The following is a 25,278-nucleotide window of genomic DNA, read 5'->3' on the forward strand; positions in this document are numbered from 1 at the left end:
GCCGCAAGGCAACGGGATGGGATCAGGTGCAAAAAATCAGTGGGTCGTCAGGCCCGCGGCATTCATGAACATGCGCATCAGGCTGGCCACGATGAACAGCGCCACCACGCTGCCGGCCCAGATCATCGCCAACCAGCCGAGTCGCTGCCAGAGCGGCTTTTTCTCTGCTGCTTCGATTTCCTGCAAGGAATGTTTACCCGCCATCATCGCAATCTCCTCTGAAGAAATGGCACAGGTATCAGCCCTGCGCCACTGTCGCGCGTTCTAGTGATAGCCATCTTCGTGGGTGACCTTGCCGCGGAACACGTAGTAGCTCCAGAAGGTGTAACCCAGGATGAACGGGATGATGAACAACGTGCCCACCAGCATGAAGCCCTGGCTTTGCGGCGGAGCGGCGGCGTCCCAGATCGAGATCGACGGCGGCACGATGTTCGGCCACAGGCTGATGCCCAGACCGCTGTAGCCGAGGAAGATCAGTACCAGGGTCAGCAGGAATGGCGTGTAGTGCGCATTGCGAGCCACCGCACGGATCAGACCGTACATGGTCACCAGCACCAGAATCGGCACCGGCAGGAACCAGAACAGGTTCGGCAGGGTGAACCAGCGAGCGGCAATCTCGGCGTGGGCCAGCGGGGTCCAGATGCTGACGATACCGATCACTGCCAACACCACGAAAGCCAGCGGTCGAGCCAGGTCATGCATCTGCTCCTGCAACTTGCCTTCGGTCTTCATGATCAGCCAGGTGCAACCGAGCAGCGCATAAGCCACCACCAGCGCCAGGCCGCAGAACAGGGTGAACGGCGTCAACCAATCCAGTGAGCCACCGGCGAATTGGCGATTGACCACCGGCAACCCATCAATGAACGCACCCAACGCAACGCCCTGGAAAAAGGTGGCGGCGATCGAGCCACCGATGAACGCCTTGTCCCAGAGATGGCGCTTGTCGTCCCTGGCCTTGAAGCGGAACTCGAAGGCCACGCCACGGAAGATCAGCCCGATCAGCATAAAAATCAACGGCAAGTACAACGCCGAGAGCACCACCGAATAGGCCAGCGGAAAGGCACCGAACAACGCTGCACCGCCCAGCACCAGCCAGGTTTCGTTACCGTCCCAGACCGGCGCGACGGTGTTCATCATGACGTCACGATCGGTCTTGCCCGGAATGAACGGGAAGAGAATCCCGATCCCCAGGTCGAAGCCGTCCATGACCACGTACATCATGATGCCGAAGATGATGATCACGGCCCAGATCAGCGGAAGATCAATACCCATGAGTCAAATCTCCTTGGTCAGGCTGGGGCTGTGGTCGCCGTCACCGTTGTCATCGGCGGCAGACAGCGGACGGGCCGGCGTGCGTTTCTGGCCAGGACCACCCTCATTGGTTTCCTTGCCTTCGTCGATCTTCGGCCCTTTGCGCACCAGGCGCATCATGTAGCCCAGACCGGCACCGAACAGCGCGAAATAGACCACGACGAACATGATCAACGTGATGCTCATTTGCATGAAGCTGTGATTGGAGGACGCATCTGCCGTGCGCATCAGGCCGTAGATCACCCACGGCTGACGGCCGATTTCAGTGGTAAACCAACCGGCGAGGATCGCGATCAGGCCGGACGGCCCCATCCACAACGCCAGGTACAGGAACGGCCGCGAGGTATACAGCTTGTCGCGTTTGCGCAGCCACAGGCTCCACAAACCGGTGAAGATCATCAGGAAGCCGAGCCCGACCATGATCCGGAACGACCAGAACACGATGGTCGAATTCGGTCGATCTTCAGGCGGGAATTCCTTGAGTGCCGGAACCTGTTTGTCCAGCGAGTGCGTGAGGATCAGGCTGCCCAGATACGGGATCTCCACCGCGAATTTGGTCCGCTCTTCTTTCATGTCCGGCCAGCCGAACAGGATCAGCGGGGTCGGCTCATCGCCATGATTTTCCCAGTGACCTTCGATCGCGGCGATTTTCGCCGGCTGATGCTTGAGCGTGTTGAGGCCGTGGAAGTCACCGATGACCGCTTGAATCGGCGCCACGATCAAGGCCATCCACATGGCCATCGAGAGCATGGTGCGGATCGCCGGGTTGTCCTTGCCACGCAGCAAATGCCAGGCCGCCGAGGAACCGACGAAGAAAGCAGTCGCGACAAACGCCGCCGTCGACATGTGTAACAGACGGTAAGGGAACGACGGGTTGAAGATCACTGCCAGCCAGTCCACCGGAATGACTTGGCCATTGACGATTTCGTAGCCTTGCGGAGTCTGCATCCAGCTGTTGGAAGCGAGAATCCAGAAGGTCGAGATCAAGGTGCCGATGGCGACCATGACCGTGGCGAAGAAGTGCAGATTGCGCCCGACCTTGTTCCAGCCGAACAGCATGACACCGAGAAAACCGGCTTCGAGGAAGAAAGCGGTGAGTACTTCGTACGTCAGCAGCGGCCCGGTCACCGAGCCGGCAAAGTCCGAGAAACGGCTCCAGTTGGTGCCGAACTGATACGCCATGACCAGCCCGGAGACCACGCCCATGCCGAAGTTGACCGCAAAGATCTTCGACCAGAAGTGGTACAGATCGCGGTACGTGTCGTTATGGGTTTTCAGCCACAGGCCTTCGAGCACCGCCAGGTAACTCGCCAGGCCAATGGTGATGGCGGGAAATAGAATGTGAAACGAAATGGTGAACGCGAACTGAATCCGGGCGAGATCAAGTGCCTCCAAACCGAACATAAGTCTTCCTCTGTCAGGTAATACCGGCTGAAGGCTTGCGGCCTACACCCACTGCCCCCACGGATATGGAGTGTGGCGAATTTGAATTCGTTCTTTTTTTACAAACATCACAACGTAGGGAGTCTGGCCATCTGGCCGCCGGATCAATTCCACGAGCGGTCTTGATCTGGATCAAGCAACGTTAAAAGAGTAGTCCCATTTTTGACGATGGACGGTGTGGTCTTTTGCCGCGTGACAGGTTGCCTCACCGATGCGGACCAAGCATATCGGTGTCTAGCTAACGAAATTTCCCAGCCCTGCAACTTTTGGTTACAGCTTGGTGATAATCTCGCCCCTCCCCTCGCTCAAGACCGGCCCTCAGATGCCCAGCCAAGCGCCCTTGCTGTTACGTCATCACCGCCCATTTATCGCGTTTTGGCTGGCTCGGGTGTTTACCGCCAGCGGTTTTCAGATGCTCACGGTGGCCATTGGCTGGAACCTGTACCAATTGACCGGCAATGTGCTCGACCTGGGTTTGGTTGGTCTGGTGGAGTTCGCCCCGCGGGTGCTGTTCATGCTGCACACCGGGCATGTCGCGGACCGTTATGACCGACGCAAGGTCGCGGCAATCTGTCAGACCCTGCAAGCGTTGATCGCCCTGTCGCTGGCCATCGGCAGCGCGACCGACAATGTCACCCGGGAGATGATCTTCATCCTCGCGTTCCTGCTCGGTGCCGCCCGCTCCTTCGAGATGCCGACCACTCAGGCCTTGTTGCCGAGTATCGTGCCCAGCGCGCTGTTTCCCCGCGCCGTCGCCGCCGCCCAATCCGCACAGCAATCGGCGACTATCGTTGCCCCGGCCCTCGGTGGGTTGCTTTACGCCTTCGGCAGCGTCTGGGTGTATGGCCCGACGGTGATCCTCTACATCATCGCCTGCATGCTGATGCTCAACCTGCCTGCACGGCAGACACCGCTGAACAAGGGCAAGGCAACCCTGGATTCGCTGCTGGCGGGCATCCGTTTCATTCGCAGTCGTCCGGACATTCTCGGGGCGATTTCTCTGGATCTGTTTGCGGTATTGCTCGGTGGCGCGACGGCGTTGCTGCCGGTGTTCGCCAAGGACATTCTGCTGACCGGCCCCTGGGGACTGGGCCTGCTCCGTTCAGCGCCGGCAGTCGGTGCGCTGCTGATGTCGCTGTACCTGGCGAGATTTGCCGTAGAACGCAAAGTCGGACGGGTCATGTTCACCGCAGTGGGTGTATTCGGTGTCGCGACCATTGCGTTCGGCCTGTCGACCTCGTTCTGGTTTTCCCTGGCGGTGTTGGTGGTGTTGGGCGCGGCGGACATGATCAGCATGGTGATCCGCGCCTCCTTCGTGCAACTGGAAACCCCGGATGAAATGCGCGGCCGGGTCAGTGCCGTGAACGGTTTGTTCATCGGCGCTTCGAACCAGTTGGGCGAGTTTGAATCCGGCTTGACCGCCCACTGGTTCGGCACCGTGCCAGCGGTGGTCATGGGCGGTATTGGTACGTTGGTGGTGACTGGGGCGTGGATCAAACTGTTCCCGACCCTGGCTAACCGCGACCGCATGCATGTGCCGGTGGAGGAAGTGAAGGCTTGAAGCAGTTGCAGATCACACTTTTGCCGAGCGAGTGCAATACATAGATAGTGCAGCCGGTGTAATGTATCGCCTTACACTTGTCCCATGATCAAATCCTTTCAGCACAAAGGCCTTCGCGGCTTCTATGAAACAGGTTCGACTCGTGGGATCCGCGCAGACCATGCGAAGCGTCTGTCTCGAATGCTTCAGTTCATGGACCGCGCAACGCTACCTGGAGACCTGGACCTTCCGGGATGGCGATTACACCCACTCAAGGGAGAGTTGACCGAATATTGGTCACTGAGCGTTTCGGGGAACTGGCGAGTTATTTTTCGTTTTATCGGTTCAGACATCGAACTGGTCGACTATCTGGACTACCACTGACAGGAGGCAGGACATGCCCATGCACAACCCGCCACACCCTGGCGAAACCCTTTTGATGGATGTATTGCCTGAACTTGGCATCAGTGTCACAGAGCTGGCCCGGCACCTGCGATTTGCGCGCCCGCATCTATCGCGAGTGCTGCATGGCCACGCGCCGATCAGTCCTGATTTGGCGGTACGCCTGGAGCGGGCCGGAATTGGCAAGGCCAGAATGTGGCTAGGTATTCAGACCGACTACGATCTTTGGCAAGCGGAGCAGCGTGAGCAACCGGTCATCGAACCCATTGCCGTCCACGCCTGACACTCTCTAAACCACCAACTCCCCCGCCACCGCCGCTCGCGTGGCTTTGCCGCAGAGTTGTTCCACCAGCGTCAGGGCGAATTGCAATGCCGCCCCTGAACCTTGGGCAGTGATGCAGTTGCCATCGACCACCACCGGTTGATCGACGAAGTTGCACCCCAACAGTTGATGGCTGGCCGAGGGCAGACAAGTCATGCGCCGCTGGCGCAGTACGCCAAAGGCTTGCAGCGCCAGCGCCGGGGCCTCGGCGATGCCGGCGAACAGGCGCCCGGCTGCCGCCTGATCCTTGATCAATTGTTGCAGGGGTTGATGCGCTGCCAGATGTTGCGCCCCCACAGCACCACCGGGCAGGACAATCAGGTCGAAAGCCTGGGCCAGCACGTCCACCAGCATCGCATCGGACGTCACTCGGGTGCCGCGCGCGCAGGTGAGCATGCGCCGTCCCTCGATGCTGGCCACCACCACTTCAATCTTGGCACGGCGCAGCACATCGATCAGGGTCACTGCTTGCAGGTCATCGATGCCCTCGGCGAGGGTAATCAGAGCTCTAAAGGTCATGGGCGCAGTCCACAGGATGATCTTTAAAGCGTAGTCAGCTTTCCTGCCCCTTGTTCGAGCCCGCCGTTACTTGATGTAAAGCTGCGTCGACAGCGTATTGCCGGGCGCGTTGATCGACGTGTTGCTGAAGGTGAACGTGCCTTCCTGTTTACCCGCCAGATCGAAGACATACAGATAGCCGACGGTTTTTTTCCCGACGGTGCACTCAGTCAGGTTGCCATTATCAAAAGCACAGACCGGAGTCCGGGTGCCGTTCACCTCAAAACCGTCCAGCCCGACATGCGCGCTACGACCATAACCGACTTCCAACACGTAGACCTTGATGTTCGGTCCGCTATGATTGCAGCGGGTTTGCTCTTGCCCCTGCGCGATGTCTTCAAAGCCGCAGCCCGGCGACTCGACCTTGAGAACCTTCACCTGACTCAACGGCGCCGCCGATGCAGCCGAAGCGGTGTGTGCCCCCAGGAACAAGGCGATCGCCATTGCGAATACGGCAATCAGACGTTTATTCATGCAATACATAAGTACCCCCCAAAACCAGCGCGCAGTATGGCGCACTTGGCTTTACCGCAAAACATCGACGACGATCGCAGCCATAAGCAGCCATAGCCCCACGCTGCTGGTATGATGCGCGGCTTTTTCCGACCCACAGAAAATTACCAGGCGCCAGCAGCGGTCTGTGCTTTGCTGTTGAGGTCGATACATTCACGGCGCCTGGCGCGCCACGGGGAGCAGACATGCTGGAAAGGCTGTTTCAACTCAAGGCACATAACACCAACGTGCGGACCGAGATTCTGGCGGGCTTCACGACCTTTTTGGCCATGGCCTACATTCTGTTCGTCAACCCGAGCATCCTCGGCGAGACCGGCATGGACAAGGGTGCGGTGTTTGTCGCCACCTGTCTGGCAGCCGCCATCGGCTCTGCGACCATGGGCCTGATCGCCAACTACCCGATCGCCCTCGCACCGGGCATGGGCCTGAACGCCTTCTTCACTTACACCGTGGTCCTGAACATGGGCCACACCTGGCAAGTAGCGCTGGGCGCGGTGTTCATCTCGGCGGTGATGTTTTTCCTGCTGTCGATCTTCCGCATTCGCGAATGGATCATCAACAGCATCCCACTGGCGCTACGCTCGGCGATTGCCGCTGGTATCGGCCTGTTCCTGGCCCTGATCGCCCTGCATAACGCGGGCATCGTGGTGAGCAACCCGGCCACCATGGTTGGCCTCGGCGATTTGAAACAACCGGCCCCAATCCTCGCGACCCTCGGCTTTGCCCTGATTGTGGCGCTCGAAGCGCTTAAAGTGCGCGGCGCGGTACTGATCGGCATTCTGACGGTGACCATCGTTTCGATCGTGATGGGCTTCACCCCGTTCGGCGGCGTAATGTCGATGCCACCGTCCCTGGCCCCGACCTTCCTGCAACTGGACATCATGGGCGCCCTGGACATCGGTCTGGTCAGCGTGATCTTCGCCTTCCTGTTCGTCGATCTGTTCGACAACTCCGGCACCCTGATCGGCGTCGCCAAGCGCGCGGGCCTGATGGGCAAGGACGGCCACATGCCGAAAATGGGTCGCGCCCTGATCGCCGACAGTACCGCGGCCATGGCCGGTTCGCTGCTGGGCACGTCGACCACCACCAGCTACATCGAATCCGCAGCCGGCGTGAGTGCTGGTGGCCGCACCGGCCTGACCGCCGTTGTCGTGGCGATTCTGTTCCTGTTGGCGCTGTTTTTCTCGCCATTGGCGGCCAGCGTTCCAGCCTTTGCGACCGCGCCTGCACTGCTGTTCGTCGCAGTACTGATGACATCCGGCCTGGCGGAAATAGACTGGGACGACATCACCGTCGCCGCACCGGTCGTGGTCACTGCTCTGGCCATGCCATTCACTTATTCCATCGCCAACGGCATCGCCTTCGGTTTCATCTCCTGGACCGCAATCAAGTTGCTGTCCGGTCGCGGCCGTGAGCTGAACTCGGCACTGGTGATTCTGTCGATTCTGTTCGTGATCAAGTTGGGTTGGTTCAACGCATGACTTTTGATTCCCAGGCATACGCCGTTCAGCTCGAAGAGAAGGTCACGCGCCTGCGTGACCTGTTGGCCCCGTTCGGTGCGCCAGAACCTGCGGTATTCGACTCGCCGCTGAAAAACTTCCGCCTGCGCGCCGAATTCCGCTTGTGGCGCGAAGCCGGCGAGCGTCACTACGCGATGTTTTCCCTGGAAGACAAACGCACGCCGATCCTGATCGAAGAATTCCCGATCGCCAGCCTGCGCATCAACGAGTTGATGCCGCAGCTGAAGGCGGCGTGGCAAGCCAGTGCAGCCCTGAGCCACAAGCTGTTCCAGGTGGAGTTCCTGACGACCCTGGCCGGCGATGCGATGATCACGCTGTGCTATCACCGCCCGCTGGACGAGCACTGGCACGCGGCAGCGTCGAAACTGGCAGCTGACCTGAATGTCAGCATCATCGGCCGCTCCAAGGGCAAACGCGAAGTGATCGGTCACGATTACGTGGTCGAGCAGATGGACGTCGGCGGTCGCACCTTCAGCTATCGCCAGCCGGAAGGCGCGTTCACCCAGCCCAACGGCACCGTGAACCAGAAGATGCTCAACTGGGCTTACGACTCACTCGGCGATCGCTCCGACGATTTGCTGGAGCTGTATTGCGGCAACGGCAACTTCACCTTGCCGCTCGCGACGCGCGTGCGCAAAGTGCTGGCCACCGAAATCAGCAAGGCGTCGGTCAATGCCGCATTGAGCAATCTCAGCGAAAACGCTGTGGATAACGTCACCCTGGTGCGTTTGTCCGCCGAGGAGCTGACCGAAGCCCTGAACGAAGTTCGTCCTTTCCGTCGTCTGCACGGTATCGATCTGAAGAGCTACGAGTTCGGTAGCGTCTTCGTCGATCCACCTCGCGCCGGTATGGATCCGGACACCTGCGAGCTGACCCGTCGCTTCGACAACATCCTCTACATCTCCTGCAACCCGGAAACCCTGGCGGCCAACATCGCCCAGTTGCACGACACCCATCGCATCACCCGATGCGCAATGTTCGACCAGTTCCCGTGGACCCACCACATGGAATCCGGGGTGTTGTTGACCCGCCGGTAATTGCCAGCGCCAGATACAAATCAGCCGTCATCACGACGGCTTTTTTGTGCGTGCTTAAAGGGTGATATCTGTCTTGCGCGGGCGCCCGCCCTTACGGCCATTGGCCCGCGCGGCCTCAGCCTTGGCGGCACTGCTTTGGCGACCATTGCGTGAGGCGATGACCGACGCGGCCATGTCCATCAGCGGCTTGCTGGCCGAAACCATCCCGGCGATGGAGACCTGCAGATCCTTGCCCTCGTGGCAAAGGGCTGTCCCGGAAAAGCCGACTTTCAGGTCTGCGAAATCCTCGACGTCGAAATCATCGAACTCCGGATAGTGCTGCACGGGCAACAGCACGCCACTGCCATCAATGAAATTGACCGCCAGGCACGGTTCCACAAAAGTCACCGAAGTCGCCCGCAGACCGCCTTTGTGGCGCACTTGGCCACGCTGGATGGCTTCATCCAGCACGGCTTCGGTTACGGGCCGATCCACCAACATTTTTGCTGTTATCGTTTTCATAGTTCGATCTCCACGCCCCCCGGAACGCCCATCAGCGCCAGTAGGGTCTTGTTCGTCTCGGGCTCATAGCAAGCCGAGCCAATCATGCAGGTCGTACTGGCGACCCTTTTTACCACCACGACTTCGCTGGTTTGCCAGTCCCATATCTGATGATCGAGGCAGACCGTGTGCAGCTTGTCCCACCAGATACACCGAGCGCGGCGCAAATGAGCGGGTTGTCCGAGCGCGTGACGCAACCCTTCCAGCACCGCCACAGGTGGCCTGCGAGAATGAGGAACCACGTCCCACAGCTCGACACTGTTGTGCCAGAAGCTGAATTTGAAGCGCGCACTCCAGGTTCCGGCATCCACATGTGCATGCGGCGGGCAGTGCTCATCGCGCAACATGATCACCATTGAAAACCCTTTGTAGCTGAATAATCTCATGCTAACCCATCCGTTAGGTTAATGAGCCCGAAGACCCGACATTCCCTGGAAAATCCGATAACTGGCGCTGAGCATTCGATCAGCCATCCGCCATTGAGCCTAGCGCCAAGGCCTTCATCAGGACGGCGGATGACGGCGCAAATTGGTAAGCAATCCTTTCACCGCCTCCACAAAAATGATGGTGAAATCGGCACGGGCCAAGTAAACCTCCGCCTCGGCAATTTCATCTACAGTGGCGAAATTCAGTCCTTCATTTGATCCCCGGTGTAATCAATCATGCAGCGACAATTCGACGATCTTCAGCTGGGCAGCATCGAACTGTTTTGTCTGGCTGCCGAGGCTGGCAGCTTTACCGCCGCCGCGCTGGTGGCTGGCGTGACGCCGGCAGCCGTGAGCCGCTCGGTGTCGCGCATGGAGGAACGCCTGGGCGTGCGGTTGTTCGCCCGCACCACCCGCAGCGTCAAACTGACCGACAGTGGTCGGCGGTATTACGAGGAATGTCGTCAGGCGCTGGCGCAACTGGTTGAGGCCCAACGTGAGGTCATGGGCCAGCAGCAACAGCCTTCCGGCACCTTGCGCATCAGCATTCCCACCACCTACGCCCATCACCGGATTTTGCCGTTGTTGCCGGCATTTCGGGCTCGCTTTCCGGCGGTGAAGGTCGAGTCGCATATCAGCAATCGCAACATCGATTTCGTCGGTGAAGGTTATGACATGGCGATCCGCGTGCGGGCGATTCCGGATTCCGGTCTGATCGCCCGACAGTTGGAAGACGCCGCGCTGGTGATGATTGCCAGTCCTGACTACCTGAAGCACGCGGGCATTCCACAAACGCTGGACGATCTCAAACAACACGAGTGCATCCAGTACGAATTGCCCAGCAGCGGTAGGCGGATTGCCTGGCTGTTCAACGACAATGGCGTGCACCGGGAGATTCTGGCCGAGGGCAATCTCAGTTGCTCCGACGACGTACTGGGCGGCGTGACCTTGGCCAAACACGGGGCGGGACTGTTTCAGACCTATCGTTTCATCGTCGAAAACGAACTGGCCGATGGCTCGCTGGTGGAAGTGCTCAAGCCTTATGGCGGACGCTCGCGACCGTTCACTCTGCTCTACCCGCAAACTCGCCATATGCCGCTGCGCTTAAGGGCGTTCATCGATTTTCTGGTGGAGCATCTGCCCCGCTGAAAAGCCGAAACTGTCCGATCACCGCACACATTAACCCTGAGAACCGCCTCATCAATTGACCAAATTAACCAGCTAGTACAATTTATCTCCACAGGCTGAAACCCTCGGCCAATGCCAAAAATAATAAGTGGAGATACCCCGATGCCCCCTATCGTTCTGGTGCTCAACGGCCCGAATCTGAACCTGCTCGGCACCCGTGAACCGGCGACTTACGGCCACGAAACCCTGGCTGACATCTCAGCCTTGTGCGGTCGTGCCGCCGAAGAGTTCGGCCTGGCGGTTGAGTTTCGCCAGACCAATCATGAAGGCGAACTGCTCGACTGGATTCACGCCGCACGCGGCCGTTGCGCCGGGATCGTCATCAACCCGGCCGCCTGGACCCACACCTCGGTCGCGATCCGCGATGCGTTGGTCGCCAGCGAATTGCCGGTGATCGAAGTCCACCTGTCCAACGTCCATGCCCGCGAGCCCTTCCGCCACCACTCTTTTGTGTCGGCCATTGCCACGGCGGTGATGGCCGGTTTCGGCAGCCACGGCTATCGCCTGGCACTGGAGCATTTCAGCCAACGTTTGAAGGGGTGAACGCCGTGACTCAGACCAACGCTGTACTGGCCGGACTGATCGGCGCCGGCATCCAGGCTTCTCGCACACCGGCATTGCACGAGCATGAAGGTGATGCCCAGGGCTTGCGTTACCTCTATCGCCTGATCGATCTGGACCCGTTGAAACTCGACAGCGGCGCCCTGTCCGACCTGTTGATAGCCGCCGAGCGGATGAACTTCACTGGCCTGAACATCACCTTTCCGTGCAAGCAGACGATCATCCCGCTGCTCGACGAGTTGTCACCAGAGGCCCGAGGCATTGGGGCGGTGAACACGGTCGTGCTGAAGGACGGCAAACGCATCGGCCACAACACCGATTGCCTGGGGTTCGCCGAGGGTTTTCGTCGTGGCTTGAAGGGTGTTGCCCTTGAGCGCGTCGTGCAAATGGGCGCCGGTGGCGCTGGCGCGGCAGTGGCCCATGCCCTATTGAGTGAAGGCGTACAGCTGCTGAACATTTTCGACGTGGAGATCAGCCGTGCCCAGAGTCTGGCGGACAATCTCAATCAACATTTCGGCGTCGGCCGGGCTGTGGCGGGCCATGACTTGCCGAGCACCCTGGCTCAGGCTGACGGTCTGGTAAACACCACCCCCATGGGCATGAAAAAACTGCCGGGCATGCCAGTGCCGGTGGAGCTGCTTCGAGGTGAATTGTGGGTGGCGGAGATTGTTTACTTCCCGCTGGAAACCGAACTGCTGCGCAACGCCCGCGCGTTGGGTTGCCGCACGCTGGATGGCGGCAACATGGCCGTGTTTCAGGCGGTGAAGGCGTTTGAGTTGTTCAGCGGCGTGGTGCCGGATGCGCAGCGGATGCTGGAACATTTTCAGAGCATGAATGGCTGAACGAATGTGGCGAGGGGGCAATCCCCTCACCCCACATCAGGCCTGCAGATAGCGCAAAACCGACTCGCAAATCATCTCGCGATGACGCTGCTTGATGCTTTCGTCCGGCAAGTCGATCTGAAAGATCTCACCGAAGGTATGGCGGTTCGACACGCGATAGAAGCAGAACGAGCTGATCAGCAGATGCACATCCAACGGCTCGAGCCCCGCGCGGAACACACCGTCCTCAGCACCGCGACGCAAAATCTCGCCCAGTGAATCGAGGATGGTGTTGTTCATCGCCTTGATCGCATCGGAGCGCTTCACGTATTCAGCGTTGTGAATGTTCTCGATGCTGACGATACGCACAAAATCGACGTTGTGATCATGGTGGTCGAAAGTGAATTCCACCAGCCGCCGAATCGCTTCCACCGGCGCCAGTTCGGTCAGGTGCAGACGGTTTTCGGTGCTGCGAATATCGCCGTAGAGTTTCTCCAGCACCTCGATGTAGAGCTGTTCCTTACTGCCGAAGTAGTAATAGATCATGCGTTTGGAGGTGTGGATGCGCTCGGCGATCGCATCGACGCGAGCGCCGGAAAGCCCCTGCTGGACGAACTCGACAATTGCCTCTTGAAGGATGTTCTCGCGGGTCTTTTCCGGGTTGTTCTTGCGACTCTTGCGCGGCTCGACAATCGGCTCGTCGGGCGCTGCGGAGAGTTCTGAAGTTATCGTCATTGCGGGCTCACGGCCATCACTGCACAGGTTGGCGATTATGGGCCGCGCCGCACAGTGAAGGAAGCCGCGCGGCAGCGGTTTGTACCCGTGTTTACGATTTTCCTACAACTTTGCCTGACGTACGGCGCCACTGCGGGATTTGGCCATGGCCGCCAGTCGCACCGCGACGTTGGCTGCACCGTAACCTGCGTAACCGTTCTTGCGCTGGATAATTTCAAAGAAGAACCGTCCTTCAAACGGCTCGGTATACACATGGAACAGCTCGCCACCCTGGGCATCGCGGTCGTAGAGCACGTTGTAATAGGCCAGTTCGCTGAGGAACTCGTCGTCGAAATCGAACCGCGCGGCGAGGTCATCGTAGTAATTGAGCGGGATATCCAGCAGCGGTACGCCCGCCTCCTTGGCCCGGCTGACTTCGGCAAAGATGTCGTCGCAATCGAAGGCGATGTGATGCACGCCGGAGCCGCGATAACTCGACAGCGCGTGTGAGATCGCGGTGTTGCGGTTCTCGGAAATGTTCAGCGGCAAGCGGATCGAACTGTCCCGGCTGCGAAGCGCCCGACTCTTTACCAGACCGTACGGGTCAGGCAGCACCACTTCATCGTCGGCTTCGAAATCCAGCAGGCTTTTATAGAACAGCACCCAACTGTCGAGGCTGTCGGCCGGCAGCGCCATGGCCATGTGGTCGATGCGCTTGAGGCCGCCGCTGGCCACGGCGGCGGGTTGCAGATTGAAGTCGGTGCCGTAGACGTCGGCGTCCTGGTCCACCAGATAAATCAGACTGCCATCCGGCGCGCGCACCGCGGCGAGCTCCAGTTCATTGGGGCCAACCAGCCCGCGATACGGCTGACCTTTATAGGCCACGGCCCGGGCCAGCGCACTGGCGCTGTCCTTGACCCGCACGGCGGTGGCGCACAGCGATGGGCCGTGAGCTTCGAAAAAACTGTGGGCGAACGAGTAAGGCTCGGAGTTGAGGATCAGGTTGATATCACCCTGACGCAGCAGGCTCACGCTCTTGGAACGATGCTGGCCGGCTTTGACGAAACCCAGCCGCTCCAGCCAATGGGACAGCTTGGCGCCAAGGCTTTCGTCCACGGCGAACTCAAGAAACTCGATGCCGTTGTACTCGCTGGCCTTGGGCGTCTCGAACAGAATGTCGACAGCGGCCGGTGGCGTGGCTTCCTGCGCCAGACGTTCGCGGGTTTTCTCTTCCAGGTACAGCAACGAGCGCAAACCGTCGGCGGCATTGGCCCGTGGCGGCGCGGCGCGGAAGCCGTCGTTGAAGATCTCCAGCGACAACGGCCCGGTGTAACCGCTCTTGATGATCGGCGCGAGGAAACCCGGCAGATCGAATTCGCCCTGGCCGGGGAAACAGCGGAAATGCCGGCTCCACTCCAGCACATCCATGGCCAGGATCGGCGCGTCGGCCATTTGCACGAAGAAAATCTTGTCGCCGGGAATCTCGGCAATCGCGCTCGGATCACCCTTGAGCGACAGCGTGTGGAAGCTGTCCAGCAATACGCCGAGGTTTGGGTGATCGGCCTGACGGACGATGTTCCACACCTGTTGATAAGTGTTCACGTGGCGACCCCAGGCCAGCGCTTCGTAGCCGATCCGCAAACCACGGGCACCGGCGTGTTCGGCCAGCAGGCGCAAGTCGTCGATCAGAATCTGTTCGTCACCGATGGCGTCGGCCGAGGCGTTGCTGCACACCAGCACCAGATCCGTGCCCAGCTCCTGCATCAGGTCGAACTTGCGCTCGGCCCGCTCCAGGTTGCGCGGCAGGCGGTCGCGGCGGCAGCCCTCGAAATCCCGGAAGGGTTGAAACAGCGTGATCGCGATCCCGAGATCGGCGCACATCTGTTTAATTTCCCGCGGACTGCCGTCGTAGTAGAGAAGGTCATTCTCGAAAATTTCCACCCCGTCGAAACCGGCGGCGGCGATGGCTTCAAGTTTTTCCGGCAGGGTACCGCTCAAGGACACGGTGGCAATGGAACGCTGCATATTTCGACTCCCGGTGGTGGAGACAATCTTGTTATCGACATCGCACGCTTCGTGTAGGAGCACGGCTTGCCGGCGATGGCGATCTCAAGGGCGCCATCGCCGGCAAGCCGTGCTCCTACAGGGACCGCGTTTTTGTTGAAGTGAATTATTGGCTGCAAGACCCCGCACAGCAATTCAAAGTGTACTACCCGGTTAGTTTTGCGTGCGATTATCGAACACAATGGCCCTTGGCGAATTGACGATTTTTCGTCCACTGCGCAACATCAACACCACATCGGGTCCGGCCGTGAACAACAGGACCCGGTTACCAAAGACCCAGAACACCACATAAAAATAATCGGTGGCCTACATGACTCCTTCTCAAAGCTCTCCCGTGGAGCGTTCCTCCATGACTCCTGCCACTGGCGGCATCGGCGACAAGATCCGCGGCGCCATGGCGGTCGGCAAAACCCGTTGGGGCATGCTGGCGCTGGTGTTCTTCGCCACCACCCTGAACTACATTGACCGCGCCGCACTGGGCGTCATGCAGCCTATCCTCGCCAAGGAAATGAGCTGGACGGCGATGGACTACGCCAACATCAACTTCTGGTTCCAGGTCGGCTACGCCATCGGTTTCGTGCTGCAAGGCCGGTTGATCGACCGGGTCGGCGTCAAGCGCGTGTTCTTCTTCGCCGTGCTGCTCTGGAGCCTGGCGACCGGCGCCCATGGCCTGGCCACGTCGGCCGTCGGCTTCATGGTCTGCCGATTCATTCTGGGTCTGACGGAAGCCGCCAACTACCCGGCGTGCGTGAAGACCACCCGGCTGTGGTTCCCGGCCGGCGAACGCGCCGTGGCCACCGGCATCTTCAACGCCGGGACCAACGTCGGTGCGATGTTCACCCCTATGTTGTTGCCGCTGATCCTGCATGTCTGGGGCTGGCAGGCCGCGTTCCTGTGCATGGCGTCACTGGGCGGGATCTGGTTGCTGTTCTGGGGCTTGAAGTACTTCAACCCGGAAGATCACCCGAGCGTTAAACAATCGGAACTGGATTACATCCAGAAGGAAGTAGAGCCGGAACAATCCCGCGTACCGTTCTCGAAAATCCTGCGCATGCGTGGCACCTGGGCCTTCGCCCTGGCTTACTCGATCACCGCGCCGGTGTTCTGGTTCTACCTCTACTGGCTGCCGCCGTTCCTCAATCAGCAATACAACCTGGGAATCAACGTGACCCAGATGGGTATCCCGCTGATCATCATCTACCTCACTGCCGATTTCGGCAGCGTCGGCGGCGGGATCCTGTCCTCGTTCCTGATCGGCCGAGGGGTCAACCCGATCAAGGCGCGACTGATGTCCATGTTCCTGTTCGCCTGTTGCATCATCGGCGTGATCATGGCTGCCGGCTCAAGCAACCTGTGGGTCGCCGTGTTCGCCATCTCCCTGGCCATCGGTGCGCACCAGGCCTGGACCGCGAACATCTGGAGCCTGGTGATGGACTACACGCCTAAACACATGATGAGTACCGTGTTCGGCTTCGGTGGCATGTGTGCGGCCATCGGCGGGATGTTCATGACCCAGTTGGTCGGCCACATTCTGACGATCACCAACAACAACTACACCGTGCTGTTCACCATGATTCCGGCGATGTACTTCATCGCGCTGATCTGGATGTACTTCATGGCACCGCGCAAGATTCCGACCGTCACCCCGTAAACCCCCTCCCCCGGCAGGCCTGATTCCAGGCCTGCCCTGCTGCTCTCACCGACGACTCTGCTGCCAGGCTGCTGCCAACCCGCTGCAACAAATCACCGCGATTCCGACCACGGTGGTCAGGGTCGGCGTGTGAGAAAACAGCAACCAGCCCAGCAAACCGGCAAAGACAATCTGGCAATAACCGAACGGCGCCAACAACGCAGGGGCGGCGTGGCGGAAGGCTTGCGTCAGAAACAGGTGAGCCGTCATCCCGCAGGCGCCCAGCGCCACCATCATGAATCCATGGCCCAGGCTGGGGACTTGCCAGAAGAATGGCACCAGCGCGCTCATCACCAGGGTGTTGCACAGGCCGGCGAAGAAGTTGCTGGTGGTCGGGCTGTCGATTTCACTGAGCTTGCGGGTGAGCAACTGATAGAAGCAGAAAAACAGCGCCGAGCAGAGCGGCAGCAACACCGCCGGGGTAAAGAGTTCTCCACCGGGATGGACGATGATCAACACGCCGATGAATCCGCAAATCACCGCAATCCACTGACCACGCGTGACGTGCTCGCGCAGCAGTGGCACCGACAGCGCAGTCACCAGAACCGGCGCGAGAAAGTTGACCGCCGTGGCTTCGGCCAAGGGGATGTACTGCAATCCGGTGGTGAAAAACAGACTGGTGCCCAACAGGCACAACGCCCGCAACAGCTGAAGTAACGGCCGTTTGGTTCGTAGGACACCCAGCCCGGATTGCGGTAGAAAAATCCCGGCCATCAGTAAGGTGTGAACCACATACCGGGCCCAAACCACCATGACGATCGGGTAGAAGCCCGAGAGGTATTTCGACAAGGCGTCGTGACTGGAAAACAGGAAGGTCGCAACGACGATCAGCAGAATCCCTTTGAAGGGTTGGTTTACGCCGGAGAGCGGAGTGCTGACGGTCATTCGGTATCCCTTGTGTTTTGCAGCAACAATTTAAAAGCATCCCTTACAGCCGAGCTAACAACTCATGGGTTTTACTCAACGCCATCCGCGCTCGCTGCAACCCGCTCACGCCCTGCTCAAGCAACTTCACGGTGGGGATCTCCAGGCTCAACGGAATATCGGCCGGTAAACACTGCAGCAACCCCGCCAGATCACAATCGCCATCGCCCGGGAAACGCCGCTCGTTACGGGCCTGGCGCAGAACCTCCGCCATGTCCGTCGGCCGTGGCCCGGCAACGTCGCACAGCTGGGCATACCGTAACCGTGACGGGGCAACTGTGGCCAGAGCTTCCAGCCGTGAACCCGAACGGTCGAAGTGAAACGCATCCACCAACACCGCGCCGTTTTCACGCCCCGCGTTTTCGACGATGCGCACCGCCTGTTCGAGATTGCGCGCATCGGTCCACGGCATGAATTCCAAATGCGGATGAAGCCCGTAAGGTGCCGCCAGATCACACAGCCGAGCGAAGTTATCGGTGAGCCGCTGTTCGTCAGAATCGTTACCGGCCACCAGCAATTCACTGGCACCGAATTCGGCACCGACCGCCAGAATCTTCTCGAAATCGGCGACGACGGTTTCCGGTTTAAGACGCAGGATTTCGACATCCAACACACGAATGCCGGTATCGCGCAGTTGCGCCAACGTCCTGCGCCGTAACCCGATATCGGCGACCAGCGCAAAGTGGTGTTCTTCAGGCGTCGCAGGCTCCAACCGTAATCCGACATGACTGTAACCAGCCTGTGCTGCCACTTCGACCATCTCCGGTGGTGACAATTCCAGCACCGTCAGGCTGGCCAGGGAAAAGACCCGATCGTTCCTGTTCATGTTCAACCCTCGATCAAGGTCGGTGCGCAGGCACGGCCGGTTTCGGCAGCCTCGCGAATCGCTTCAATCAGCGCCAACGTGCGGGCGGCATCGGCGACGCTCACCAACGGCTCGACTTCCCGACGCGCCACGCGTACGAAATGCTGCAACTGCAAACGCAGCGCTTCATCGGCGCTGAAGTTTTCCTGCACCGGCAGCAACGGTTGATGCCATCCCCCATCGGTGTCGGCGTAGTGCCAACGCTTGAGCTGCGGAATGCTCAACGCACCACCGGTCCCGGCCAGCAGATAACACGGCTGATCGGCCTGACGTGGGTACACCGGGTTTTCCCCGGAATCCAGCTCCCAGCTCCAGGGTGCCGCGACCGCATCCGAACCGGTCAGGCTACCCAGCGCGCCGCTGTCGAATTGCAGCAACACCGCCGCGCAATCTTCGTTGGCAAACCCGCGCACCGCATTGCTGGTGATCGCCTGAACCTGCCGCACTTCGCCACACAAATGCCGAAGCAAATCGAGGTCGTGAATCAGGTTGGTCAGCAGCATTCCCGCGCCGGGTTCACGGCGCCAGGGCGTCTCGAAATAGCTGTCGGGTTTGCGCAACTGCCAGAGCGCGGTCACCGTCGTCAGCCGGCCCAACGCGCCGCTTTGCACCAGTTCATGGGCGCGGACGATCAGTGGGTTGTGCCGGCGATGATGACCGACCAGCACCGGAACGCCCGTGGCTTTCGAAGCGGCGATCAACTCGCGGACTTCATCCCTGTGCACGCCCACCGGTTTTTCCAGCAGGACCGACACGCCGACAGCGAGGCAATCGAGTGCGGTGCTGACGTGCAGCGTATTCGGGTTGGCGACGATCACCGCGTCTGGCTTGACCTGCTCCAACATCTGACGGTGATCAGCGAAATACGCCACGCCCCATTCCGCCGCCAGGCCCGCTGCTTGCGGGCCCGGATCGGCCACTGCGCACAAGGTCGCCTCCGTCAGCGACTTCAGATGCTGGTAGTGCTGCTGGCCCATGTTGCCAGCCCCGATCAGGGCAATACGCAGGGGTGAACTCATCGTGCGGTCCTCTTGTGATTATTGTTGGAAGAGCGAATTCCAATAATTTAGAACCTGGTTCCAGATTCTTACACAAGCAAACCGAAAAAGTGTGCGAACAACGCACGGCTTCTGTAGGAGCAAAGCTTGCTCGCGATGCAGACACCGCAGTGTTTCAGACAGACCGCGTCATCGTTCATCGCGAGCAAGCTTTGCTCCTACAGGGGAAGTGGTCAGCTGAACAATTCTGAAGCCAGACTGGCAGCGGACAGCTCCTCGGTAAACGTCAACAACAGCGGCGCCAACTCATGCAGTCGCGCCCCCGGCATCCGCGCGCTGGGCCCGGCGATGCTCAGCACACCGATAACTCGACCATCACTCGGATGTCGCACCACCGCAGCAATCGCCGAGGTGCCCACCGCCGAACTTTCCTCGACCCAGGCATAACCCTGCTCCCGCGCCATACGCAGGCGTTCCAGCAGTTCGATGTTGGAACGCGGTGCATTCGGCCCGAGATCCTTCGGCCGTTCGCCACCCTGCCGTTCAACCAGGGACAGCGCCTCGGCATCGCTCATGCATGCCAGCCACGCATGCCCCGACGCGGTGTAAAACAAGGGCGCATCGCGGCCCATGTCCGGGTCGTAGCGCAGGCCGGAACGGGCGCCCTGGGATTTGGCGATCCAGATTTGCCGCTCACCTTCAATCACCCCAAGCCGCACCAGCTCGCCGGTTTCCTGAGCGAGGCGATCAAGCACCGGCTGCACAATATCCGCGCCGCTGCCCGACAAGTATCGGAAACCCATGGCCACCAGTTTGGTCGACAGGTGATACCGCAGGTTCTCCGGATTCTGTCGCACGTAACCCAGCCGAATCAGCTCGGCGAGTAACCGGTGAGTCGCGCTTTTGGGAATATCCAGTTGCTCCGCCAGCGTCTGCATCGGCAGGCCACGAGGGTCACTGGTGAGGCTTTCAAGCACGCTGAATACACGTTCGATCTGACTGCCGGCCATGGGAGGTTCCACACAAAATTTGTCCGATTCTAGAAGACAACCGACCGAATGCGAAATCCGGAACCCCCTGTCCGATTACCGCCCGCTTTACCCGGCGAAAGGTTGCCGAGCCCGATTACGCTCCTATATTTTCTGGAATCAAATTCTAAAAAATACGAACCGCTGGAGCTTCAGACGATGCCTGCCGAATCAAAAAATCTCCCGGATATCGATTGCGACGTGCTGATCGTCGGCTCCGGTGCGGCCGGGCTATCGACTGCTGTAACAGCCGCGTGGCACGGCCTAAAAGTCATCGTGGTCGAAAAGGACCCGGTGTTCGGCGGCGCCACGGCGTGGTCCGGTGGCTGGGCCTGGGTGCCGTGCAACCCCTTGGCCCGGCGCGCCGGGATCGTCGAAGATGTCGAGCAACCGCGCACTTACCTGAAACACGAATTGGGCGAGCGTTACGAGCCGGCCATGATCGATGCTTTCCTCGAAGCCGGGCCGCGGATGGTGGCGTTCTTTGAGCAGCACACCTCGCTGCAGTTTGCCGACGGCAACGCCATTGCCGATATCCATGGCGATACACCGGGCGCCGGCACGAGAGGACGTTCGGTCATCGCAGCGCCTTATGACGGGCGAAAAGTCGGCAAGCTACTCAAGCGTCTTCGCAAGACCCTGCGGGAAACGTCGTTCATGGGCATGCCAATCATGGCAGGCGCGGACCTCTCGGCATTTCTCAATCTGACGCGCTCGCTGTCGGCGGCCTGGCATGTGACCCGGCGCTTTTCGCGGCACCTGCTCGACCTCACTGTTCATGGTCGGGCGATGCAACTGGTCAACGGTGTCGCGCTGGTGGCTCGGTTGGCAAAATCCGCCGAAGACCTCGGCGTATTGCTCTGGGAATCGGCGCCCGTTACCGAGCTGCTGCGCGAAAACGATCAGGTCCGAGGCGCGGTGGTCAACACCGCCAAAGGCAAGGTCCGCATCCGTACGCGCAAGGCCGTGGTGCTGGCGGCCGGCGGTTTTGCCAATGACATCGAGCGGCGCAAGGCATTGTTTCCTCGTACGCCAACCGGGCATGAACATTTGGCGTTGCCACCCCTCGGCGTCTGCGGCGATGGCCTGCGACTGGGCGAAAGCGCTGGCGCGCGGGTGAACACCGATCTGGCCTCGCCCGTCGCCTGGGCACCGGTTTCGCAAGTGCCACACAAGGACGGCAGCATCGGCCACTTCCCGCACATCATCGAGCGCGGCAAACCGGGGATCATCGGCGTGTTGAGCAACGGCCAGCGCTTCGTCAACGAAGCCAACGGCTACTACGACTATGTGACAGCCATGGTCGCCGCCGCGCCGAAAGGCGAAGCAGTCGCCTCCTGGCTGGTCTGCACGCATGGCTTTCAGCGGCGTTATGGCTTGGGTATCTCTCGGCCGTTTCCGCTGCCGCTGTCATCCTTTCTCCGCAGCGGCTATCTGAAAACCGGTAACACGATTGAGGAATTGGCCGAGGCCTGTGGCATCGACCCGAACGGCCTGCGCAGCACTGTGTCCGAATACAACCGGCACGCGCGCCATGGTGAAGACCCGCTGTTCGGTCGCGGTTCGACGCCTTACAACCGCAAACAGGGTGATGCGTTGCAGCAACCCAACCCATGCGTCGCCCCGATCGAACAAGGTCCGTTCTATGCCGTGAAGGTCCAGCCCGGCTGCTTCGGCACCTTCGCCGGCCTCAAGGTCAATCAACACGCCCAGGTTCTCGGCGAATCGGGCGAGGCCATCGCCGGGCTGTACGCGGCGGGCGGTGACATGGCCAGCATCATGGGCGGCCACTACCCCGCCGGCGGCATCAATCTGGGCCCGGCGCTGACCTTCGGCTACATCGCCGCGAGACATATCGCAGGAATTACCGCTTACGAACAGGAGATCGACTATGCAGCGCATCGTTAACGCACAGGGTTTGAACATGCCCAAACTCGGCCTCGGCACCTGGCCGATGCTCGGCGAAGAATGCACACGCGCCGTGGAACAGGCCTTGGCATTGGGTTATCGGCACATCGACACCGCCGCGGCCTACAACAATGAAGACGCCGTCGGCCAAGCGCTGGTGAACAGTCCTACCCCTCGCGATCAAATCCACGTCACCACCAAAGTCTGGTGGGATCAGCTTCAACCCGATGCCATGCGCCATTCCATGGACCGCAGCCTCAAGGCCTTGCGCAGCGATTATGTTGACCTGTTCATGATCCATTGGCCGACCAGCGACTGGGACCTGTCGCGCACGATCGAGACCCTGGTGTCGTTCAAGGAACAAGGACTGGCGCGCAACATCGGTGTGGCGAATTTTCCACTGCCGTTGTTGCGCAAAGTCGTCGAGGAACTGGGTACGCCGCTGTCAGCCATCCAGGTCGAGTACCACGTACTGCTCGGACAAAACGCTCTGCTGGACTACGCCCGTCAACATGACCTGGCGCTGACGGCCTACACGCCACTGGCCCGCAACAAGGTCTCGGACATCCCGCACATTCAGCAGATCGCCGCCAAACACGGAGTCCTGCCAACGCAAGTGGCACTCAAGTGGCTGCTTGATCAACCGAACGTGGCCGCCATTCCAAAAGCCAGCAGCCAGGCCAATCAACTGGCCAACCTGGCGGCGCTCGAGGTCAATCTGGATGACGAAGACCGTGCGTTGATCGCCGGTTTGTCCAAACGCGAACGCCAGGTCAATCCAGACTTTTCGCCAGTGTGGGATGCGTTCGACCGGTGATTCCCTCGAAGCAGGCGGTCGCCTGCTCGATAAAAACCCGTCGTCTGAAGGAATTAGATGGGTTGTCCGTGTTCAATACGAGTCTGGAAGACTCCCGGCCACCCACCACAGGTTGCCGGGAAGGCTGCTGTGCGCAACAAAAGATGGACGACCGGACTGGCGCCGCTCCCACTCAGCAGCAACACTCATCCCCACGGACAATCAGAGGATTCCCACATGCTATGGAAAAAAGGCCGACGCAGCGACAACGTGGTCGATGCCCGTGGAGATGATGTCGGCGGTGGCGGTGGCGGGATGCGCTTCGGTGGCGGCAAGGGCCTGAGCCTGACGGCGATTATCTTGATCGTCGGGATCGGCTGGATGACCGGCCAGGACCCGCTGCAAATCCTCGGGCAACTGACCGGTCAGATGAGCGAGCAGTCGGCACCGGCCCCGACTCAAACCCGCAAGGCACCGCCGGCCACTGATGAAGGAGCCGAGTTCGTGCGTTCGATCCTCGGCGATACCGAAGACACCTGGGGTCAGATTTTCCAGCAGGCCGGTCGTCAATATAAGGAACCGACCCTGGTGCTGTTCAGCAACCGCGTCAACTCGGCCTGTGGCCTGGCGACATCGGCGACCGGTCCGTTCTATTGCCCGGCGGACCAGAAGGTCTACCTGGACATGAGTTTCTTCCAGGAAATGTCCCAACGTTTTTCCGCCGCAGGCGACTTCGCTCAGGCCTACGTGATCGCTCACGAAATCGGACACCATGTGCAGACCTTGCTCGGTGTTTCCGCGAAGATTCAGACCGCCCGCCAACAGGGCCGTCAGATGGAAGGCGACGGTGGTTTGCTGGTACGCCAGGAACTGCAGGCCGATTGCCTGGCCGGAGTCTGGGCCAACAATGCGCAGAAACGGCTGAACTGGCTGGAACCCGGTGACATCGAAGAAGCCTTGAACGCCGCCAATGCCATCGGCGATGACCGTTTGCAGCAGCAAGGTCAGGGGCGCGTGGTCCCGGATTCATTTACTCATGGTACGTCGGCGCAAAGGGTGCGCTGGTTCAAAACCGGATTCGCACAAGGCCAGGTCGGCCAGTGCGATACCTTTGCAGCGAAAAACCTATAAATGAATAAGTGGCTGTTAGCTCTACTGATCACCTGCGCAAGCGCCCAGGCTGCCGAGCATGCGGTCAAGGAGGTCAGCACCGGACGCCTGCTGTTGACTTCAGGTGAAATCGCGGTGGGCATCGGCCCGGCGCCGACGAAAATCGAACGTGTGCTGATCATCATCCATGGTCGATTGCGCAATGCCGGTACCTATCGCCAGAGCGCCGTGCGCGCGGCCGAACAGGCAGGGCAAAGCGCGAGCACCTTGGTGCTCGCCCCGCAATTTCTCAATGACACCGACGTCGCGACCAATCCCGTGGCTGACAGCGTATTGCGCTGGCAGGGCGATGACTGGATGGCGGGCGGTTCATCCACCGCTCCGTTTTCCATGAGTTCCTACGCGGCGCTCGACGAAATCATCGCCCGAATCGGCGATCGGAAACAGTTTCCAGACGTGAAGCAGATTGTCATCGCCGGTCACTCCGGCGGCGCTCAGGTGGTGCAGCGATACGCGTTGCTGGGCCACGATCAGCCAGCGCTCAAGGCGGCCGACATACAGGTGCGTTACGTCATTGCCAACCCGTCGTCTTATGCGTACTTCGATGAACGACGGCCAGTGGCGTTCAGCCACGCCGGATGCCCGAATTTCAATCGCTGGAAATATGGACTGGCGGATTTACCCGCCTATGCCAAAGGGCAAACCGCCAAGCAGTTGAAGGAAAACTACGTCAAACGCGATGTCGTTTACCTACTCGGGCAGCAGGACACCGACCCGAAGCAGCCGGCGCTGGATAAAAGCTGTGAGGCCCAAGCTCAAGGAGCCAATCGACTGGCTCGCGGGCGCAATTATTTTGCTTATCTGAAGCGGCTGCATCCTCAAGGTTTGAGTCAGCAACTGATTGAAGTACCCGGGGTCGGGCATGACGAGGATGGGATGTTTAACTCGCCGCAGGGGCAGAAGGCGTTGTTCGGTCAGTGAGTTTTTGTGGTGCCTGATC

General features: G+C 60.0%; 26 protein-coding genes. 13 read left to right on the plus strand and 13 right to left on the minus strand.

The features are described from left to right. Positions 1-36: 36 nt before the first annotated feature. The 3 genes from CKW16_RS22170 to CKW16_RS22180 are packed head-to-tail and all read right to left on the minus strand — an operon-like array spanning position 37 to position 2,715. The gene (locus tag CKW16_RS22170; protein ID WP_095130805.1) at positions 37-204 is read right to left on the minus strand and encodes a DUF2474 domain-containing protein; all 168 of its coding nucleotides are present in this window, start codon (positions 202-204) and stop codon (positions 37-39) included. Positions 205-264: 60 nt separating this feature from the next. Continuing rightward, the gene (gene cydB / locus CKW16_RS22175) at positions 265-1,272 is read right to left on the minus strand and encodes a cytochrome d ubiquinol oxidase subunit II (protein WP_095130655.1); all 1,008 of its coding nucleotides are present in this window, start codon (positions 1,270-1,272) and stop codon (positions 265-267) included. A gap of 3 nt (positions 1,273-1,275) precedes the next feature. Further along, the gene (locus CKW16_RS22180) at positions 1,276-2,715 is read right to left on the minus strand and encodes a cytochrome ubiquinol oxidase subunit I (protein ID WP_095130657.1); all 1,440 of its coding nucleotides are present in this window, start codon (positions 2,713-2,715) and stop codon (positions 1,276-1,278) included. Positions 2,716-3,076: 361 nt separating this feature from the next. On the opposite strand from CKW16_RS22180, the gene CKW16_RS22185 reads away from it, so the two are divergent. The 3 genes from CKW16_RS22185 to CKW16_RS22195 all read left to right on the plus strand — a co-directional run bounded on the left by CKW16_RS22185 (position 3,077) and on the right by CKW16_RS22195 (position 4,979). Next, positions 3,077-4,315: an MFS transporter gene (locus tag CKW16_RS22185; protein WP_095130659.1), complete on the plus strand. Its 1,239-nt coding sequence runs from the start codon at positions 3,077-3,079 to the stop codon at positions 4,313-4,315. A gap of 84 nt (positions 4,316-4,399) precedes the next feature. After that, a complete protein-coding gene (locus CKW16_RS22190) occupies positions 4,400-4,678 on the plus strand; it encodes a type II toxin-antitoxin system RelE/ParE family toxin (protein ID WP_082555882.1) in 279 nt (92 codons plus the stop codon). A 13-nt stretch (positions 4,679-4,691) separates the two neighbouring features. Next, entirely contained in the window at positions 4,692-4,979 is a 288-nt protein-coding gene (locus CKW16_RS22195; protein ID WP_095130661.1) for a HigA family addiction module antitoxin, read from the plus strand. 6 nt (positions 4,980-4,985) lie between these two features. Here the strand turns inward: CKW16_RS22195 and CKW16_RS22200 are convergent, their stop codons facing one another. Further along, on the minus strand, positions 4,986-5,537 hold the full coding sequence (locus tag CKW16_RS22200) for a DJ-1 family glyoxalase III (RefSeq protein ID WP_095130663.1): 552 nt from the start codon (positions 5,535-5,537) through the stop codon (positions 4,986-4,988). Positions 5,538-5,603: 66 nt separating this feature from the next. Next, the gene (locus tag CKW16_RS22205) at positions 5,604-6,059 is read right to left on the minus strand and encodes a DUF4879 domain-containing protein (RefSeq protein ID WP_095130665.1); all 456 of its coding nucleotides are present in this window, start codon (positions 6,057-6,059) and stop codon (positions 5,604-5,606) included. A gap of 215 nt (positions 6,060-6,274) precedes the next feature. Between CKW16_RS22205 and CKW16_RS22210 the strand changes: the two genes are divergently transcribed. Then, positions 6,275-7,570 (plus strand): NCS2 family permease, encoded by a 1,296-nt coding sequence (locus CKW16_RS22210; RefSeq protein WP_095130667.1) that lies wholly within the window; start codon positions 6,275-6,277, stop codon positions 7,568-7,570. Then, entirely contained in the window at positions 7,567-8,646 is a 1,080-nt protein-coding gene (trmA, locus tag CKW16_RS22215) for a tRNA (uridine(54)-C5)-methyltransferase TrmA (protein WP_095130669.1), read from the plus strand. Before CKW16_RS22210 ends, trmA begins: the two co-directional genes overlap by 4 nt. A 54-nt stretch (positions 8,647-8,700) precedes the next feature. Here the strand turns inward: trmA and CKW16_RS22220 are convergent, their stop codons facing one another. After that, a complete protein-coding gene (locus CKW16_RS22220) occupies positions 8,701-9,147 on the minus strand; it encodes a DUF2442 domain-containing protein (RefSeq protein ID WP_056744646.1) in 447 nt (148 codons plus the stop codon). Next, positions 9,144-9,572 (minus strand): DUF4160 domain-containing protein, encoded by a 429-nt coding sequence (locus CKW16_RS22225; protein ID WP_095130671.1) that lies wholly within the window; start codon positions 9,570-9,572, stop codon positions 9,144-9,146. Before CKW16_RS22225 ends, CKW16_RS22220 begins: the two co-directional genes overlap by 4 nt. 276 nt (positions 9,573-9,848) lie before the next feature. Here CKW16_RS22225 and CKW16_RS22230 point away from each other — a divergent pair, with 276 nt between their 5' ends. The 3 genes from CKW16_RS22230 to CKW16_RS22240 all read left to right on the plus strand — a co-directional run bounded on the left by CKW16_RS22230 (position 9,849) and on the right by CKW16_RS22240 (position 12,202). Further along, positions 9,849-10,760, plus strand: coding sequence for a LysR family transcriptional regulator (locus tag CKW16_RS22230; protein WP_095130673.1), 912 nt, complete (start codon positions 9,849-9,851; stop codon positions 10,758-10,760). A gap of 141 nt (positions 10,761-10,901) precedes the next feature. Next, complete coding sequence (aroQ, locus tag CKW16_RS22235) at positions 10,902-11,342, plus strand: type II 3-dehydroquinate dehydratase (RefSeq protein WP_008084592.1); 441 nt, start codon at positions 10,902-10,904, stop codon at positions 11,340-11,342. 5 nt (positions 11,343-11,347) lie between these two features. Next, a complete protein-coding gene (locus tag CKW16_RS22240) occupies positions 11,348-12,202 on the plus strand; it encodes a shikimate dehydrogenase (protein WP_046048826.1) in 855 nt (284 codons plus the stop codon). Between the two features lie 36 nt (positions 12,203-12,238). Here the strand turns inward: CKW16_RS22240 and CKW16_RS22245 are convergent, their stop codons facing one another. Both CKW16_RS22245 and quiC read right to left on the minus strand, forming a co-directional pair. Further along, a complete protein-coding gene (locus tag CKW16_RS22245) occupies positions 12,239-12,916 on the minus strand; it encodes a TetR/AcrR family transcriptional regulator (protein WP_095130678.1) in 678 nt (225 codons plus the stop codon). A 102-nt stretch (positions 12,917-13,018) separates the two neighbouring features. Then, positions 13,019-14,920, minus strand: coding sequence for a 3-dehydroshikimate dehydratase QuiC (quiC, locus tag CKW16_RS22250; RefSeq protein WP_095130679.1), 1,902 nt, complete (start codon positions 14,918-14,920; stop codon positions 13,019-13,021). A gap of 388 nt (positions 14,921-15,308) precedes the next feature. Between quiC and CKW16_RS22255 the strand changes: the two genes are divergently transcribed. After that, positions 15,309-16,610 (plus strand): MFS transporter, encoded by a 1,302-nt coding sequence (locus tag CKW16_RS22255; RefSeq protein ID WP_256580536.1) that lies wholly within the window; start codon positions 15,309-15,311, stop codon positions 16,608-16,610. Between the two features lie 45 nt (positions 16,611-16,655). Here the strand turns inward: CKW16_RS22255 and CKW16_RS22260 are convergent, their stop codons facing one another. From CKW16_RS22260 to CKW16_RS22275, 4 genes are all read right to left on the minus strand, one after another. Next, positions 16,656-17,534: a DMT family transporter gene (locus CKW16_RS22260; RefSeq protein ID WP_046048748.1), complete on the minus strand. Its 879-nt coding sequence runs from the start codon at positions 17,532-17,534 to the stop codon at positions 16,656-16,658. Positions 17,535-17,577: 43 nt separating this feature from the next. Continuing rightward, positions 17,578-18,399 (minus strand): sugar phosphate isomerase/epimerase, encoded by an 822-nt coding sequence (locus tag CKW16_RS22265; RefSeq protein WP_095130683.1) that lies wholly within the window; start codon positions 18,397-18,399, stop codon positions 17,578-17,580. Positions 18,400-18,401: 2 nt separating this feature from the next. Next, entirely contained in the window at positions 18,402-19,457 is a 1,056-nt protein-coding gene (locus tag CKW16_RS22270; protein WP_095130685.1) for a Gfo/Idh/MocA family protein, read from the minus strand. Positions 19,458-19,669: 212 nt separating this feature from the next. Then, positions 19,670-20,446, minus strand: a complete 777-nt coding sequence (locus tag CKW16_RS22275) for an IclR family transcriptional regulator (RefSeq protein ID WP_046048747.1) — start codon at positions 20,444-20,446, stop codon at positions 19,670-19,672. A 177-nt stretch (positions 20,447-20,623) separates the two neighbouring features. On the opposite strand from CKW16_RS22275, the gene CKW16_RS22280 reads away from it, so the two are divergent. The 4 genes from CKW16_RS22280 (at position 20,624) to CKW16_RS22295 (ending at position 25,259) form a co-directional block, all read left to right on the plus strand. Further along, complete coding sequence (locus CKW16_RS22280) at positions 20,624-22,372, plus strand: FAD-dependent oxidoreductase (RefSeq protein WP_095130687.1); 1,749 nt, start codon at positions 20,624-20,626, stop codon at positions 22,370-22,372. Next, a complete protein-coding gene (locus CKW16_RS22285) occupies positions 22,356-23,189 on the plus strand; it encodes an aldo/keto reductase (protein ID WP_095130690.1) in 834 nt (277 codons plus the stop codon). The genes CKW16_RS22280 and CKW16_RS22285 overlap by 17 nt, the downstream gene beginning before the upstream one ends. A gap of 216 nt (positions 23,190-23,405) precedes the next feature. Next, on the plus strand, positions 23,406-24,299 hold the full coding sequence (locus CKW16_RS22290; RefSeq protein ID WP_095130692.1) for a neutral zinc metallopeptidase: 894 nt from the start codon (positions 23,406-23,408) through the stop codon (positions 24,297-24,299). Continuing rightward, entirely contained in the window at positions 24,300-25,259 is a 960-nt protein-coding gene (locus CKW16_RS22295; RefSeq protein WP_095130694.1) for an alpha/beta hydrolase, read from the plus strand. The last annotated feature ends 19 nt before the right edge of the window (positions 25,260-25,278 follow it).

The sequence above is a fragment of the Pseudomonas sp. Irchel s3h14 genome (assembly GCF_900187425.1).
GTDB lineage: Bacteria > Pseudomonadota > Gammaproteobacteria > Pseudomonadales > Pseudomonadaceae > Aquipseudomonas.